At 71.4% G+C, this 15,394-nt stretch carries 13 protein-coding genes and 1 pseudogene; 8 read left to right on the top strand and 6 right to left on the bottom strand.

Annotated features, from left to right (window positions below):
* Positions 1-265: 265 nt before the first annotated feature.
* From OG897_RS28945 to OG897_RS28920, 6 genes are all read left to right on the top strand, one after another.
* The gene (locus tag OG897_RS28945; protein ID WP_266661279.1) at positions 266-1,894 is read left to right on the top strand and encodes a class I adenylate-forming enzyme family protein; all 1,629 of its coding nucleotides are present in this window, start codon (positions 266-268) and stop codon (positions 1,892-1,894) included.
* A gap of 84 nt (positions 1,895-1,978) precedes the next feature.
* The gene (locus OG897_RS28940; RefSeq protein WP_266661277.1) at positions 1,979-2,428 is read left to right on the top strand and encodes an OsmC family protein; all 450 of its coding nucleotides are present in this window, start codon (positions 1,979-1,981) and stop codon (positions 2,426-2,428) included.
* A gap of 67 nt (positions 2,429-2,495) precedes the next feature.
* Positions 2,496-2,972, top strand: coding sequence for a YdeI/OmpD-associated family protein (locus OG897_RS28935; protein ID WP_266661275.1), 477 nt, complete (start codon positions 2,496-2,498; stop codon positions 2,970-2,972).
* A 79-nt stretch (positions 2,973-3,051) separates the two neighbouring features.
* Positions 3,052-6,027 carry a helix-turn-helix transcriptional regulator gene (locus OG897_RS28930; protein WP_266661273.1) on the top strand — a complete coding sequence of 992 codons (2,976 nt, stop codon included), beginning with the start codon at positions 3,052-3,054 and terminating at the stop codon, positions 6,025-6,027.
* A gap of 478 nt (positions 6,028-6,505) precedes the next feature.
* Entirely contained in the window at positions 6,506-6,862 is a 357-nt protein-coding gene (locus OG897_RS28925) for a DUF1048 domain-containing protein (protein WP_266661271.1), read from the top strand.
* Between the two features lies 1 nt (position 6,863).
* Positions 6,864-7,190 (top strand): DUF1048 domain-containing protein, encoded by a 327-nt coding sequence (locus OG897_RS28920; RefSeq protein ID WP_266661269.1) that lies wholly within the window; start codon positions 6,864-6,866, stop codon positions 7,188-7,190.
* 97 nt (positions 7,191-7,287) lie between these two features.
* Here OG897_RS28920 and OG897_RS28915 read toward each other — a convergent pair.
* The 4 genes and pseudogenes from OG897_RS28915 to OG897_RS28900 all read right to left on the bottom strand — a co-directional run.
* Positions 7,288-7,398, bottom strand: a pseudogene (locus OG897_RS28915) (IS5/IS1182 family transposase); the annotation flags it as partial.
* 89 nt (positions 7,399-7,487) lie between these two features.
* Positions 7,488-8,354 carry a GNAT family N-acetyltransferase gene (locus OG897_RS28910; RefSeq protein WP_266661267.1) on the bottom strand — a complete coding sequence of 289 codons (867 nt, stop codon included), beginning with the start codon at positions 8,352-8,354 and terminating at the stop codon, positions 7,488-7,490.
* A 109-nt stretch (positions 8,355-8,463) separates the two neighbouring features.
* Positions 8,464-8,925 carry a hemerythrin domain-containing protein gene (locus OG897_RS28905; RefSeq protein WP_266661265.1) on the bottom strand — a complete coding sequence of 154 codons (462 nt, stop codon included), beginning with the start codon at positions 8,923-8,925 and terminating at the stop codon, positions 8,464-8,466.
* Positions 8,915-9,694, bottom strand: coding sequence for an alpha/beta hydrolase (locus OG897_RS28900; protein ID WP_266661263.1), 780 nt, complete (start codon positions 9,692-9,694; stop codon positions 8,915-8,917). The genes OG897_RS28905 and OG897_RS28900 overlap by 11 nt, the downstream gene beginning before the upstream one ends.
* A gap of 421 nt (positions 9,695-10,115) precedes the next feature.
* Between OG897_RS28900 and OG897_RS28895 the strand changes: the two genes are divergently transcribed.
* Complete coding sequence (locus tag OG897_RS28895) at positions 10,116-11,699, top strand: S8 family peptidase (protein WP_266661261.1); 1,584 nt, start codon at positions 10,116-10,118, stop codon at positions 11,697-11,699.
* Positions 11,700-11,822: 123 nt separating this feature from the next.
* On the opposite strand, the gene OG897_RS28890 is transcribed toward OG897_RS28895, so the two are convergent.
* Together OG897_RS28890 and OG897_RS28885 are read right to left on the bottom strand one after the other, a co-directional pair.
* Positions 11,823-12,860 (bottom strand): MASE1 domain-containing protein, encoded by a 1,038-nt coding sequence (locus OG897_RS28890; protein ID WP_266661259.1) that lies wholly within the window; start codon positions 12,858-12,860, stop codon positions 11,823-11,825.
* Between the two features lie 119 nt (positions 12,861-12,979).
* Positions 12,980-13,804, bottom strand: a complete 825-nt coding sequence (locus tag OG897_RS28885; RefSeq protein ID WP_266661257.1) for a PP2C family protein-serine/threonine phosphatase — start codon at positions 13,802-13,804, stop codon at positions 12,980-12,982.
* A 264-nt stretch (positions 13,805-14,068) separates the two neighbouring features.
* On the opposite strand from OG897_RS28885, the gene OG897_RS28880 reads away from it, so the two are divergent.
* Positions 14,069-15,337, top strand: a complete 1,269-nt coding sequence (locus OG897_RS28880) for a serine hydrolase (protein ID WP_266661255.1) — start codon at positions 14,069-14,071, stop codon at positions 15,335-15,337.
* Positions 15,338-15,394: the final 57 nt, after the last annotated feature.

Below are 15,394 nucleotides of genomic sequence, written 5' to 3'. Positions count from 1 at the left end.
GGCGACCGGGCGTGACGTGGAGGTCGGCTTCCTGCGGATGGGTGTGCTCACGTCGGACACCCCGCACGCAGCACCGGAGGGACCGACTCCCCCACCAGAGGGACAGGCACCCCAACCCACCTCTCTTGCAGGGGAGTTCCACCCAGTCCGACCAACAACTTGGGGTGACGACCCATCAGGTCCGGGGCATGATACTCCGTCAGCCCGCGAAGATAGATGCCCCCCACACGCTTATGCCCCGCAGGCCGGATGCTTGCATGGTGTGATGATCGTTTATCCGCAGGAAACAACCGGACAGAAGACGTATGTGGACCGCGTCCTGGAGCGCTGGCAGGAGGACGAGGACACCGAGGCCCTCGTCCAGGGGGAGCAGCGGCTCACCCGGGCCGAGGCACGGCGGCGGCTCTTCGGGCTCGGGCACGCGCTCCGGGCGCAGGGGCTCGCACCCGGGGACGGCGTGGGGCTGTTCCTGGCGAACCGGGTGGACTCCGTCCTGGTGCAGCTCGCGGTTCATCTGATCGGCTGCCGCGTGGTGTTCCTCCCGCCGGAGCCGGGTCCCGGCGAACTGGCCGCGCTGGTCGAGCAGTCCGGAGCGAGCGCCGTGGTCACCGACCCGCTGTTCGCCGAGCGCGCCGCCGACGCCGCCGCGCGCAGCGTCCACTCCCCCGTACTGCTGAGCCTCGGCCCCTGCGCGCAGCCCTGCACCGACCTCCTCTCCGTCGCGGACGGACGGCCCACGACCCGCCCCGACGGGGTGCCCCCGCTGACCGCCGACGAGCCCGTCACCGTGCTCTACACCGGGGGCACCCTGGGCCGCCCCAAGCTCGCCGCGCACAGCCGTCGCCTCTACGACGCGCTGGTGGAACTCGTGGACGACGACGCCCCGGAGGGCTCCGCCGCCACCTTCCTGCGGTCCGCCGACCCGGGTGCGGAGAGGGTGCTCGTGGCCACCCTGCTCACCCACGGAAGCGGCCACCTCACCACGCTCCAGGCCCTGGTGACGGGGGCGACGCTCGTCGTGCTGCCGGAGTTCGACGCGGACGCGGCGCTGACCGTGCTGCGCGAGGAGCGGATCACCGCCACCATGTTCGTACCGCCGATGCTGTCCGCGCTCCTCGACCATCCGGAGTGCCTGCCGGGTGCCCTGCCCGCGCTGCGCAGGATCGCGGTCGGCGGCGCGGCCATCTCTCCCAGCAGGCTGCAACAGGCATTCGAGGTCTTCGGCCCGGTGGTCAGCCAGGGGTACGGCCAGTCCGAGGCGCTCGGCATCACCGTGTTCGGCGCGGACGAACTCGCCTCCGAAGGCCCCGGACGACCGGAACTCTGGCGCAGCTGCGGGCGCGCGATCTCGGACGTGCGGGTCGAGATCCGCGCCGAGAACGGCACGGAGCCGCTGCCGCCCCGGCAGGTCGGCGAGGTGTGCGTGGCGGGCCGTACGGTGATGCTCGGCTACTACCAGGACCCCGCCCGCACGGCGGAGGCCCTGCACGAGGGCTGGCTGCGCACGGGCGACTTGGGCTACCTCGACGCCGACGGCTACCTCTACCTGGTGGACCGGGCCAAGGACATCATCGTCACCGGCAGCACCAGCGACAACGTCTACTCCCGCGTGCTGGAGGACTTCCTCCTCACCCTGCCCGGCGTGCGCGACGCGGCGGCGCTCGGCGTCCCCGACGCGGAGTACGGCGAGGCCGTACAGGTCTTCCTCGCCACCGCCGAGGGCGCGGACGTCGTCCCGGAGGCGGTGGGCGCGGCGGTGACGGCCGAACTGGGCGAACTGTACGCACCGCGCGGAACGGTACTGCTGGACCGCCTCCCGACGACCAAGGTCGGCAAGGTGGACAAGAAGGCCCTGCGCGCGGCATGGGCGAACGGAACCCTGGACGCGCGGTAGCGGCCTCGGGGCCGTGGAGGCGGTGTGGCACGGACCCGTGCGGCCGGAACGCGGGTGGTGCGCTCGGGAGCTACCGTCGTGACCATGACTGACAACTCACCGCGCTCCGTCACCGTCGAGCGCTCCGGTCCCGGCCGGTTCACCGTGACCAACGCCCGAGGGGGCACCCTGAGCTTCGGCATCGGCGGGGACTCCGACTTCACGCCGGTCGAGCTCTTCCTCGCGGCGATCGGCGGCTGCACCGCGGTCGACGTGGAGGCCGCGACGGGTCGGCACACGGAGGCGACCGTGTTCTCCGTCACGACGAGCGGCACCAAGGTCGAGGACGAGGGCGGGAACCGGATGACGGACCTTCAGGTCGCCTTCTCCGTGGCGTTCCCCGACGGCCCTTCCGGGGACCGGGCCAGGGCGATCCTCCCCCGGGCGGTCAAGAGCTCGCACGACCGGATCTGCACGGTCAGCCGCACCGTCGAGGCGGGTACCCCGGTCACCACGAGCGTGCGGGACGCCGCCTCGGGACCCGGCACGGAGTGAGTCCCCCGGCCCGCCCGGAACCGGGTTCCGGGCGGGCCGGGGCTGGCCCGGGAACGCGTCGAGGGCCATGATCGACGCAGTCGAACCGACAGGACGGCAGGAGAAGACCGTGAAGTTCCGGAGTCTGGTGGAACCGCCCGAGCCCATGCGGGGGCTGGAGGTTCCGCCCCAGGTGGTGGAGGCGCTCGGCGGGGGTGCCCGGCCGCCCGTGACGATCACGGTCAACGGCCATTCCTGGCGGAGCCGGGTCGCCGTTCTGCGGGGCCGTCATCTGCTCGGGCTCAGCAACGCCAACCGGCAGGCCGCCGGTGTCGCGACCGGTGACGAGGTCGAGGTCGAACTGGAGCTGGACACCGCACCCCGCGTCGTCGTCGAGCCCGCCGACTTCGGCCAGGCCCTGGACGCCGATCCCGCCGCCCGGGCGGCGTACGACGCGCTCTCGGACAGCCGCAAGCGCGAGCACGTACGGTCCGTCGAGAGCGCGAAGAAGCCGGAGACGCGCCTGCGGCGCATCGAAAAGGCCCTCACCACCCTGCGGGGCTGAGCCCTACCACCCCGGACCAGCGGCTTTCGCCCCCATCTACTCATGTGGGGGTACCGGCACGGCGTGCTTGGATGGGCCTGTGGCCCAGATAATCGATACACCGTTCGTCGGCCGGGCGAACGAACTCACCCGTCTCACCGGCGTGCTGGAGCGGGCCGTGGCCGGCGACCCGCGCGCCGTCCTCGTGGCCGGGGACGCCGGGGTCGGCAAGACCCGCACGTTGACCGTGGTGGCGGCGCGTGCCGCCGCGACGGGCATGACCGTACTGACTGGCCACTGCGTGGACCTCGGCGACGTCGGCCTGCCGTACCTCCCGTTCACGGAGATCCTGGGTGCGGCCGCCGCCGACGAACGGCTCGCCCCGGCCTTCGCCGCGTACCCTGCGGTGGAACGCCTGATGGGCACCGCGGCGGGGGCAGGTCCCGGGCCCGACGCCGGCGGTCGCCTCCAGCTCTTCGAGGGGATCGCCGGGCTCCTCGCGGACCTGACGCTCCTGACTCCGCTCCTCCTGGTCATCGAGGATCTCCACTGGGCGGACCAGTCGTCGCGTGACCTGCTCCGCTTCCTGCTGAGCCGGGGTGTCCTGCAACGGCCCACGCCCAGCGGCCCGCCGCACCGGCTCGCGGTCTTCGCCTCGTACCGTACGGACGACCTGCACCGCCGTCACCCACTGCGGCCCCTGCTCGCCGAGCTGGTCAGGCTGCCCGCCGTCGACCGGCTGGAACTGCGCCCGCTGGCCGACGCGGACGTGGCCCGGCTCGTGCACGCGGGGCGCACCGGACCCGTCTCCGACCGTGCGGTCCGCCGCATCGTCGACCGCGCCGAGGGCAACGCCTTCTACGCCGAGGAGCTGCTCGCCGCGCTGCCAGAGGGCGACGAGGAAGCGGACGCGGCCGCCATGCCCAGCGGCCTGGCCGACGTCCTGCTCATCCGGATCGAGCAGCTGTCCGAGACCGCCCAGCAGGTCCTGCGCACGGCGGCTGTGGCGGGGCGGCGGGTCGGGCACGACCTGCTGCGCGACGCCGTACAACTGCCGCAGCAGGAGCTGGAATCGGCACTGCGCGAGGCGGTGGGTCACCAACTGCTGGTGACCGACGACGCCACGACGTACTCCTTCCGGCACGCCCTCACCCGCGAGGCCGTGTACGCGGATCTGCTGCCCGGCGAACGGGTCAGACTGCACGGGGTGTTCGCTGCGATCCTCGCCGACGAGGGCCGTTCGGCGAACAGCGCTGCGGAGCGCGCCCATCACTCACGCGCGAGCCACGACCTGGCCGACGCGCTGGCGGCCTCCCTCGAAGCCGCCGACCACGCCCAGCACCTCCGTGCGCCCGCCGAAGAACTGCGCCACCTGGAGGCCGCACTCGAACTCCTGGCCGTGGTGGACGCGTCCGCGCATCCCGAGCACAGCGACCCGGTCACGCTCACCCTGCGTGCCTCGGCCGCCGCCGCACACGCCGGGGACCCCCATCGCGCGGTCCAGCTCTCCCGTTCCGCGCTCACGCGGGCCGGCTCGGAGGCCGACTCCGAACTCGCCGCCCGCCTGCGCTACACCCTCGCGGGCAATCTGATCCGGATCGACAATCTGGAGGCCGCGTTCGCGTACAGCAGCGAGGCACTCGGGCTGATCCCGGCCGAGCCGCCCTCGCGCACCTGGGTGTGGGCGGCCGCGACCCACGTCATGGCCGCCCGTTCCATGGGCCGTGACGCGGACGCCGAACGCGTCGCCCGGCAGGCCCTGGACATCGCCGAGCGGCTCCGGCTGGCGGACGCCCAGGCCGATCTGGTGATCTCACTGACCGGCCTTGAGGCGCACAACCGGCGTACTCCGCAGGGTCTCCAGCGGCTCCTCCAAGCCCGTGAGCTGGCCCGCACCGCCGGGAACCTCCAGGTGGAGATGCGGGCGCTGTACAACCTGGCGATCGGTCGCTACGAGTGCGGCGACATGGACCAGTGCCTGTCCTGGGTCGGCGAGGGGCTCGACCGCGCCCGCCGTTCCGGCCTCCTCTCCTCCCCGTACGCCATGGAGTTGCACTATCTCCAGTCCCTGCTGCTCTACACACTGGGGCGCTGGGACGAGTGCGTGGAGAAGGCCACCGGCGACGTCACCCTGCGCACGGCCAACTCCGGGTTGGTGACCGCGCCCGCGCTGTGTGTCGCCCTGGCGCGCGGCGAGTTCGACGTGGCGGTCGGTGGCTCCCGTGCACTGCTCGACGGCCCCCCGGACTGGATGGCCTCGGTCGTCGCGAGGATCGTGCTCATCGACGCCGCGGCGCTGCGTGGTGACACCGAGGACTGTGTACGGCAGTTGAGTGCCGCGGTCGACACGCTCACGGAGGGCGTGCCCACCGACAGGCCCGACGTCTTCGTCCGGCTGGCCGCGCTCGGCCTGTCGGCCGTCGCGGACGCGGCGGAGGAGTCCCGCCTGGCCGGTGACGCGCAGGCCACCGGCCGCTGGACGGACACCGCGGCCGAGCTCGTCGAGCTGGCCAGGACCACGGCGGACCACCAGGACGGCTCCGAGCTGGGACCGGAGGGCCTGGCCTGGCTGGCCCGCGCCCGGGCCGAGGCGGTGCGTGCCGTCACCGGCCCGGACGTCGCCGCCTGGGAGCGGGCCGTGACCGCGTTCGGCTACGGCGAGCCCTACGAACTCGCCCGGTGCCGAAGGCGGCTCGCGGAGGCGCTGCTCACGGCCGGCCGCCGCGACGAGGCGGCCGAGCAGGCCCGTGCGGCCAAGGAGACGGCCGTGCGGCTCGGTGCCGTACCGCTGCGGGAGGCGCTCGACGCCTTGCTACGACGCGGCCGTCTTGCCGACGCACCGGCCGCCGGGGAGCGGATCGCCGACCTGACCGCCCGGGAGAGCGAGGTGCTGCGGCTGCTCGGTCAGGGGCGCACCAACCGTCAGATCGGCGAGGAGTTGTACATCAGTGGCAAGACGGCCAGCGTTCACGTCTCCAACATCCTCGCCAAGCTGGGTGCCGCGAGCCGTACCGAGGCCGTCGGCATCGCCTACCGCGAGGGCCTGATCGAGCCGGAGACCGGCGCGTCGGGCTGAGCGGCCACTGCGCGATGCCCGGTGCGGGGAGGGCCCTGTGGGGCGCGGATTGTTGGAGCACCTCGCAGGCGGTCCCTGCGTAGGCGAACGTCTCGGATGCGATGTCCCACCGCTGCCCGACCCCGGTGGCGAGGGCGTGCTCACCGATCCCTGGGGTTCCCGGGGTGCCGGGACGTCATGGCGGCCGCACGGTTACTGCGCGGTGGCCGCGAGCAGGCGCCGGTAGCGGCCGACCGCGCACGCACCCGTGCCTCACATCCGCGTCCGCGTCCGTGTCCGTGTCCGTGTCCGCATCCGTGTCCGCATCCGTGTCCGTGTCCGTGTCCGCCGAACACTGGCAGACCCCCGCTACTCAGTGATACTTTGTAGTGGTACTCAGCAATACGCAGTACCGCAAGGACCGAGGAGAACTCGTGAGGTCCTGGACGACTTGGCAGTACGTCTCATCACGCATCGACAGCCTCAAGGAGGGCGGACGATGAACTTCTGGGAAACCATCACGGGCAGCGATCTCACCAGGGAGTGGAAGGCGTTCGAAGCACAGGCCGCAGCCCTGCCGGACGACTACCGCGCCGCATGGGAACAGATCAAGGTCAACCTCTTCCCCCACGGGGACTTCACCGGCCGCAGCCTGCTGCCGATCCTCGACAGCGCCCTCGGGCTCCTGGAAGAGACGGCTGCCGACGAGCAGAGCATCCACGACGTCCTCGGCGACGACATCCCGGGCTTCTGCGCGGCGCTCGCCGGTGGCGAAGGCGCCCGCACCTACCGCGACCGGTGGCGCGAGCAGTTGAACAAGAACGTCGCCAAGAAGCTGAGCCGGTTGGGAGGCTGACATGACCATCCAGGACATCATCGAGGGCAAGAAGCAGTGGCGGGCGCACACGGCCCGGGTCAAGGCACTGCCGCCGGATTACCAGATCGTCTACAAGGAGATGCAGAAGTACTTGTTCAAGGTCGGCCCGGTCGACCTGCCCGACGGGCCCCTGCTCCCGGGAATAGTCGACTTCTTCGAGGAGGGCGTCATAGCGGGCAAGGGAGTCATGGAATTCATCGGCCCCGACGTCGCCGCCTTCTGCGACGACCTGATCAAGGACTCACCCACCTACGCGGACGCCTACCAGCAGTCCCTCGGCGGGGACCCCGGCACGGCCGGGAAGTAACACCCGATCAGCATGTTCGGGAAGGGTGGTGACGACCCGGCACCGACGTAGCCCGGCGGGGGCGGGGGGACGGATACGGGCATGCCGTGTCGGCGGTGACCCGATCCGGCCGTGACCGGGGACGCCCCGGCCTCAGCCGGGGCACCCGGATCGCATCCCGTAGCGGTACCGACTGCGGGTTGTCACCGGCCTGCCCGGGTGTCAGCAGGTCCGACTGTGGACGGCCGCGCCCGTCAACAAGCCTCTACCGCTCCCGCCCCGGCGCGACCTGTCCGGTTACCGCCCACCTGGACATTGTCAGGCGGCTCGGCTGACGTCCAGCCGTTCGGCCGACGGCTCGTATCCAGCCGCCCTGTAGGTGGCGACGGCGGCAGCGTTCGAGCTCGGGGTACTGACGAGTGCGCTTGACGCACCCATGTCCCGCAGCGCCGCCGCAGCGGCGACGCTGATCGCCGTCCCGTAGCCGTGACCGCGATGGTCGGCGTGCACGCCCATCGGCTCCAGCAGACCGGGCTTGCCGGGACCGGCCGACCAGACCGTCGCTGCGGCCACCGCGTTGTCCTGGTCGTCGTAGCCGATCAGGCAGCGGGCGTCGGCGTAGACCGGCCCGGCTGCGAGGACGTGCCAGACCTCCTCGGTGAACTTCTGGCCGCCGAACGCCGAGCGGTGCACCGCGGTCCGCACCCCGGCCGTCTGGGGACCGGCCACCTCGATCCGCAGGCCGGAGTCCTTCACCGGCTCGGAGAGGTCGCGTCGCAGCGGCGTCCACGGCTCGTCCGGATTCCAGCCCGCCTCCAGGAGGACCTCGCGGAGCAGGGCGCCGTTGGGGATTTCGAGGCCGATCTCGCCGGGCGGCAGGACCCCGCGCTCCGGATCGTCGAAGTCCGCCAGCAACTGGCGCGCCAGGGCATCGTCCTGTCGCAGGTCCGGCGCGGTCGTCAGGCGCAGCACATCGGGGCCGTCCAGGTATCCGACGGCAATGATCCGTCCGTCCACGCTCCAGGTGCGGACGGACGCGGCCAGCCGCTCAGCGCCCAGTGCCCAGGCCCAGCCGAGGTCTCCCGGATGGAGTTGCAGGGGCGTGTGATCGTCCTGCCATGCGCGGAGGGCATCTACGACCCCGGTCAGCCCGTCAACACCGGGCTCGTCAAGAACGATCGTCATGTCCCGCATCTCACACCGTCAAAGCGACCGGCCGCATCTGGATTTCTGCTCGTCGATCGCCTGGGGTGCCCGGTCGCGCCGCTGGCGCGCGGCGCGACCGGGACGGGGTTCAGCTGATCGGGCCGAAGATCTCGGTGCGGTCGAAGTCGGCGTCCATGCCGTCCAGCACCGCTCCCAATTGCTTCTCCTCGTACCTGAAGTGCGTCTCCATGACCGCCTCGATCCCGTCCAGGTGACGGTGTGCCACCTCCGGGTCGGCCGAGTCGGCCAGTGCCTTCCGCAGTCCGCCGATGAGGTGCTCGATCATGTTGTGGTCCTGCGTCAGCTTCGCGACCACCGGCGCCAAGTCGGGTCGCGCCCGCACCAGTTCAGGGAACAACGAACCGTCCTCGGCGCGGTGGTGGCCGGACAGGGCGGCGCAGAAACCGTGGCAGAAGAGCAGCAGGTCGGTGGCGGCGTCGGCGGGGTGGCCGCCGTCCAGTCCCGTACGGGCCAGCGCCAGCGCGGTGCGCAACGTGCCGTGCACCCGCCGCAGTTCCTCACCCCAGGCGGTGACGCGGTCAGTCGACAAGGACGCCCTCCCGTCGCAGCCAGGCCGCGCACGCGGTCGTCCAGGACGCCGTGTGCGGTTCGCGCGCGATGAACGTGTGCGGCCGGCCGCCGTACTCCACTCCGTCGGCCAGGCCGATGCCGTGGTTGCCGCCCGGGTAGACGTGCAGCTCCACCGGTACCCCGGCGGCCGCCAGTGCCCGGGTCCACTCCAGGGCGTTGGGCAGGCCCGGCGGGTCCTGAGCAGCGGCCCATACGAAGGTCGGGCACACCGACGCGTCCACGTGCTTGGCCGGGGACAGCTCGTCCTTGATGGGCAGCAGGTCACCGAGCAGGCTCTCCACCACCGGCGGCGGCAGGAGGTCGAGGTCGGCCAGCGCGTAGGCCAGGATGGCGAAGTCCGGTCGGGGCGGATCGACGACCCCCTCCTCGATGGACAGGACCCGGCCGGTCATGAGCAGGCCGGCGAGTTGGCCGCCCGCGCTGGAGCCGATGACGCCGACCCGGCCGATGTCGAGGCCGTGGTCGCCGTTGCGGATGTGGTCCAACCCGGCCCGGGCGTCTTCCAGAGGGGCCGGGAACCGGTCCGGCAGCAGCCGGTAGGACAGGACGAAGGCGTGGAATCCGAGGCCCGACAGCCAGCGCGCGTAGCCTTCGCCTTCGTGCGGGGGAAGTTCCCGGAAGCGGCCGCCCGGCAGGACGAGGACGGCGGGTCGGGGGCCGAAGAAGCGGTCCTCGGCGGGGTAGAGCGTGATCTTCTGTGAGATGGGGGTGGTAATGGCCGTAGCCACCTTTCGATATGACGCCTCCATGCCTGACGATCGAACCGCCACCGGCACGCGACGCTGCCCGGCATCATAATCGCGAAGATCGCTGGTGCGCCATCGCACCGCATTCCGGCCGGTTCCGGCCAAGAAGACGTCCGGCCACGGCTGTTGCTGACCGCCGAACCGATCGGCCCCTCCACCTCGGCTCGGCACCGAGGCGATGGAGGCGCATATGACGGGGCGTCATGTCGCTTGTGTGGACGCTGTGTTGCGGGAGTGCAGGACCTCTTGTGAGGTCAAGGGGGATGGGTCAGTCTTTCGGTGTCGGCCGGTCGGCGGCAAGCCGGAATCCACCGCACGTTGGCTTGTCATGCCCCTGTCGCGTGTTCCCCCCGCAGCTGCACCTCGGTGCACCACCCCCATGAGGAGGATCCCTCCGATGTCGATGCGTCCTGCACCTTTCCTCACCGGTTCCGTCGCCCGAAGATGGGCGGTGGCCGGTGCCACCTCCGTCGCCGCCCTCGCGCTCGGCACCGTCTCCGTGCTGCCCGCCGCCGCCGCTCCGGCCGCCGCCGAGGGCCGGATCGAGAACGCCGGCGCCGCCGGGGCCGTTCCCGGCAGCTACATCGTGACGCTCAAGGACTCCGTCGTCGACGCCGAGTCCGCTCAGGGCCAGGCGCTCGCCAAGCGGTACGGCGCCAAGGTCAAGGACACCTACGAGCGGGCCCTCAACGGCTACGCCGTCGAGCTGTCCGAGGCCCAGGCGAAGAAGTTCGCCGCCGACCCCGCGGTCGCCTCGGTCTCCCAGGACCGCGTCTTCACGATCGACGCCACCCAGCCCAACCCGCCCTCCTGGGGCCTGGACCGCATCGACCAGCGGGCTCTGCCGCTCGACCGGAGCTACACCTACCCCGACACCGCGGGCGAGGGCGTGACGGCGTACATCATCGACACCGGTGTACGCATCACCCACAGCGACTTCGGCGGCCGCGCCAGCTACGGCTTCGACGCGATCGACAACGACAACACCGCCCAGGACGGCAACGGCCACGGCACGCACGTCGCGGGCACGGTCGGCGGCACCGCGTACGGCGTCGCCAAGAAGGCGAAGATCGTCGGCGTCCGCGTGCTCAACAACCAGGGCTCCGGCACCACCGCCCAGGTGGTCGCGGGCATCGACTGGGTGACGCGGAACGCCGTGAAGCCGGCGGTCGCCAACATGAGCCTCGGCGGCGGAGTGGACTCCGCACTCGACACCGCCGTACGCAACTCCGTCGCCAGCGGCATCACGTACGCCGTCGCCGCGGGCAATGACAGCGCCAACGCGCAGAACTACTCCCCGGCACGCGTCACCGAGGCGATCACCGTCGGCTCGACGACCAGCACCGACGCCCGCTCCAGCTTCTCCAACTACGGCAGCGTGCTGGACCTGTTCGCCCCGGGATCCTCCATCACCTCGTCGTGGAACACCGGCGACACCGCCACCAACACCATCTCCGGTACGTCGATGGCCTCCCCGCACGTGGCGGGCGCGGCCGCGCTCTACCTGGCGGGCAACAGGACCGCCACTCCGGCGCAGGTCTCCACCGCGCTGACCACCGCCGCCACCCCGAACGTGGTCGGCAACCCGGGCACCGGCTCCCCCAACAGGCTTCTGAACGTGGGGAGTTCGACCACTCCGCCCGGCCCGCGCTTCGAGAACGCCACCGACGTGGCAATCGGCGACAACACCACCGTGGAGTCCCCGGTCACCGTCAGCGGTGTCCCGGGCAACGCTCCGGCGGCCCTGAGCGTCCCGGTCGACATCAAGCACACGTACATCGGTGACCTGAAGGTCGACCTGGTGGCCCCCGACGGCAGCGTCTACAACCTCAAGGCGTTCGGGACGGGCGGCAGCGCCGACAACATCGCCCAGACGTACACCGTCAACGCGTCCTCCGAGGTGGCCAACGGCACCTGGAAGCTGCGGGTCAGCGACAACGCCGCCCAGGACATCGGCAAGATCGACCTCTGGGCCCTCCAGTTCTGATTCCGGCACCGGCCGCCGACGACCGCGCGCCGGACTGACGTACAGCGCATGACCCACAGCACATGACGTACAGCACATGACGTACAGCAGGGGGCGGACGCCATACGGCGCCCGCCCCCTGCCTCACGCGCGCGGGCGTCCGTCAGTCCCCCTCGCGGGGTCGTCGGCGCGGGAGGTGACGGCGTGCCCGGCGGAGGGCTCGGGCGGGGATTCTCCGGCGGCGAGGTGCTCCAGCACCTCGGCGAGTTCCCGGCAGGCGTCCTCCACCGATCGCCGGGTGGCGCGCTGTTCGGCGACCATCGCGGACAGCATGAGCGCCGTCAGCGCGGTCGCACCGTTGAACGCCTGGAGTTTGACCATGACCTCGACGGCGGACAGACCGAGGAAGGCACCCTGCTGCGTATTCGCTTCGAACGTGGTGAGCACGGACGCGAACAGCGCGCACACCATGCTTCCGGCCAGCTGGAATCGCAGTGCCGCCCAGATCAGCAGCGGAAAGACGAGGAAGAGCAGACTCAGTTCACCCAGGACGGCCAGGGGCACGATGATCACGGCCGCAAGGCCCAGGCACAGCATCTCCTTCCAGCGGCCCAGCTCCACCGGTCCGGCCGCTCCCGCCAGCACGAGCAGGAGCGGAGTGACGAGCAGGACGCCCATCGCGTCGCCCACCCACCAGGCCAGCCACACGGACCAGAACTCCCCCGCTCCCAGGGAGCCGGTCACCACTTGCAGCCCGACTCCTGTCGTCGCGCTGATGAGCATGGCGCCGAGCCCACCGAGGAACACCAGGGCCAGTCCGTCCCGCACACGGGAGACACCGACCCTGAATCCGGCCTTGCGCAGCATCAGACAGGCGCAGATCGGGGCGAGGGTGTTGCCCGCCACGGTGACGAGCGCGACGGGGTCGGGCGTGGTGAGGGACGCGATGACGAAGAAGGATCCGGCGGCGATCCCCGGCCAGACCGAGAGGCCGTAGACGAGCAGTGCGGCGACGGCGACGCCGGTGGGCGGCCAGAGGGGGGTGACCGTCGCGCCTTCGACGGTGAGCCCGCCGAGCAGGCCCAGACGCCCGGCCACGTAGTACAGGAAGGCAACGGCCAGCGTCCTGAGAACGGCCTCCGAGGACAGGCGGAATCGCCGGGTCACCAACACAGTAGCCATCAGACACCGCGTCGGCCGTTTCAGCCATGCGAATGCTCCGCCGGTCCCCCAGGAGTACGTCCGCGACCTCCGGGGACGCTCAGCCCCTCGCCCGCCCTTCCGGCGTGCGGTGGCCGCCGCTACCGGGCACCACCGTCGTGGCCGACGATGAGCACGGCGGCGTCGTCCTCGTGCCCCACGGTGTCCGCCAGCCGCATGACGCCGTTCACGAGAGCGTCGATCCCCAGGTCGGCAGCGGCGTAGATCTCGGCCAGCCGCATCACCCGGCGCAGCCCCTCGTCGAGGCTCAGGGACGGTCCCTCCACCACCCCGTCGGTCAGCAGCACGACGACCCCGCCCGTGGTGAGCCGGTGGCAGACCACGGGGTACTCGGCGCCTTCGAGTACGCCGAGCGGGGGGCCGCACTCTCCTTCGTCGGCACCGGACCGTCCGTCGGCAGTGGCCCAGATGTGCGGGATGTGGCCGGCTCGGGCGCATTCCAGGACGCCGGTGGCCGGATCGAGCCGGAGGAAGGTGCACGTGGCGAACAGGTCCGCGCCCAGGGAGACCAAGAGGTCGTTGGTACGTGCAAGCAATTCCCCGGGGTGGTTCGTCACGTGGGCCAGCGCACGGAGCCCCACCCGGACCTGCCCCATGAAGGCCGCGGCCTCGATGTTGTGCCCCTGCACGTCTCCGATGGACAGGCCGATGCGCCCGTCGGGCATGGTGAAGGCGTCGTACCAGTCCCCTCCGACGTTGAGCCCGTGATGGGCGGGCATGTAACCGGCGGCGAGCCGGACGCCAGGGGGGCTCGGCAGGTCCTGAGGCAGCATGCCGCGCTGTAGGGCCACGGCCAGCTCGACCCGGGAACGCTGCGCCTTGGCGAGCTCCCGGGCCTGGGCGGTCAGCGCGCCGAGCCTGGCAAGCAGTTCGTCCCCGTCGTCGGCGGTCTGCGTACGAAACATGCGATCGCCCCGGTTCCGTGAGAACACCTCACGTCGGTCAGTGGCCTTCCGCCGGGCGCACCAGTGGCACGGCCTGGTGACTCACTCTGCCGGGGGACGACCGTGATCGCACCCTGTCGCGGCAGACCTCGCCGCCGCCGGGCCGTCCTGGCACACCCGGCATATCGCGGACGTATCGAGAAGCGCATACACGGGCGCATCAGCGCTCCGGCTTCAGTGGAGACGCGAACACCAGAAGACAGGGCAGCAGAAGGGAAGCGTGGCATGAGCTCGGGTTCCGCACGCGGGGTCGGCAGGCGGCAGTTACTCGGATGGAGCGGGGTGGCGGCCACCGGGGCGATGGTGGGCGGCGCGCAGTTGTCGGGGGCCGGGGCCGGTCATGCCGCCCCGGCCGGCCCGGACGCCGTTCCGCCGGACACGCGGCCCGGCGGCGCCTACGACCGGTACGTGGCGAAGCTGGCGGCGGAGGGCAGGTTCTCCGGTGTGGTGATGCTGGCGCACCGAGGCCGAACGGTGCTGTCGCGGAGCTACGGCATGGCCGACAAGGAGAGAGGTGTCCGCAACCATCCGGGCATCGCGTTCAACCTCTCCTCGGCGGGCAAGCCGTTCGGCCCGGTGGCGGTCCTGCAGTTGGCGCAGCAGGGCAGGCTGCACCTCTGGGACACGGTGGGCACCCACCTGAAGGGCTTCGCCAGGGAGGTCGCCGAGAAGGTGACCATCCACCACCTGCTCTCCGGCACCTCCGGACTGGACAACCCGCCCGAGGACCTGGAACGCGTCTTCCAGAGCCGCGAGGAGGTACGCGAGTACAGCGAGCGGTGGGCCCGGCAGGCGAAGCTGGTGGCCGCCCCCGGCTCACCGACCGAGCACATCGGTGCCGAGATCGCCATTCCCGCGATGATCGTGGAGGCCGTGACGGGGACGACGTACTGGGACTACGTCGAGGAGAACGTCTTCCGGCGCTGCGGCATGACGGGCACGGCGTACTTCACCAGGCCGCAGTGGCTCACCGACCCGCACATCGCGCACTCGTACATGCGCCAGGCGGACGGCAGCCTGGTGGATGCCGTCCGCAACCTGGACAAGGGCAGCCCGGACCCGTACCAGCTGGGCAAGAACCCCGCCCGCACCTTCATCGACGCCCCCGGCGACGGCGGCTTCGCGACCGCCCCCGACCTGGTCAGATTCGCGCAGGCGCTGACCGGAGGAACGGTCCTGGACAGCCACTACGCCGAACTGCTCACCGGCCCGAAGATCCCCCACGGCCCACAGGGCGGCGGCCTGGCGCGCGGGACGGCGGCCCCCGTCGACGCGTCGTTCGGGGCGTACCAGATGCCGGTCGGCATCGTCAACGGCCAATGGCTGAAGGGACGCGCGGGCGTCAACCCCGGCAGCTTCGCGAGCTGGAACATCTACCCGGACACCGGCTGGGTCGGCGTCATCCTGGGCAACCAGGACGGCGCACCCTTCCCCCAGATCATCGAACAGGAGATGCAGGCCGTCCTCGGCCCGGCCCGGCTCCCTTCCCGGTAGGCCCCCACCACGGCCGACCCGGGAGCACCAGAAGAGCGGGGCCGTGTCTCCCGACGG

Origin of the sequence: Streptomyces sp. NBC_00237 (assembly GCF_026342435.1) — a bacterium.
GTDB lineage: Bacteria > Actinomycetota > Actinomycetes > Streptomycetales > Streptomycetaceae > Streptomyces.
The sequence above is the reverse complement of the archived record's forward strand: the minus strand, read 5'-3'. Positions and strand labels throughout refer to the sequence as shown.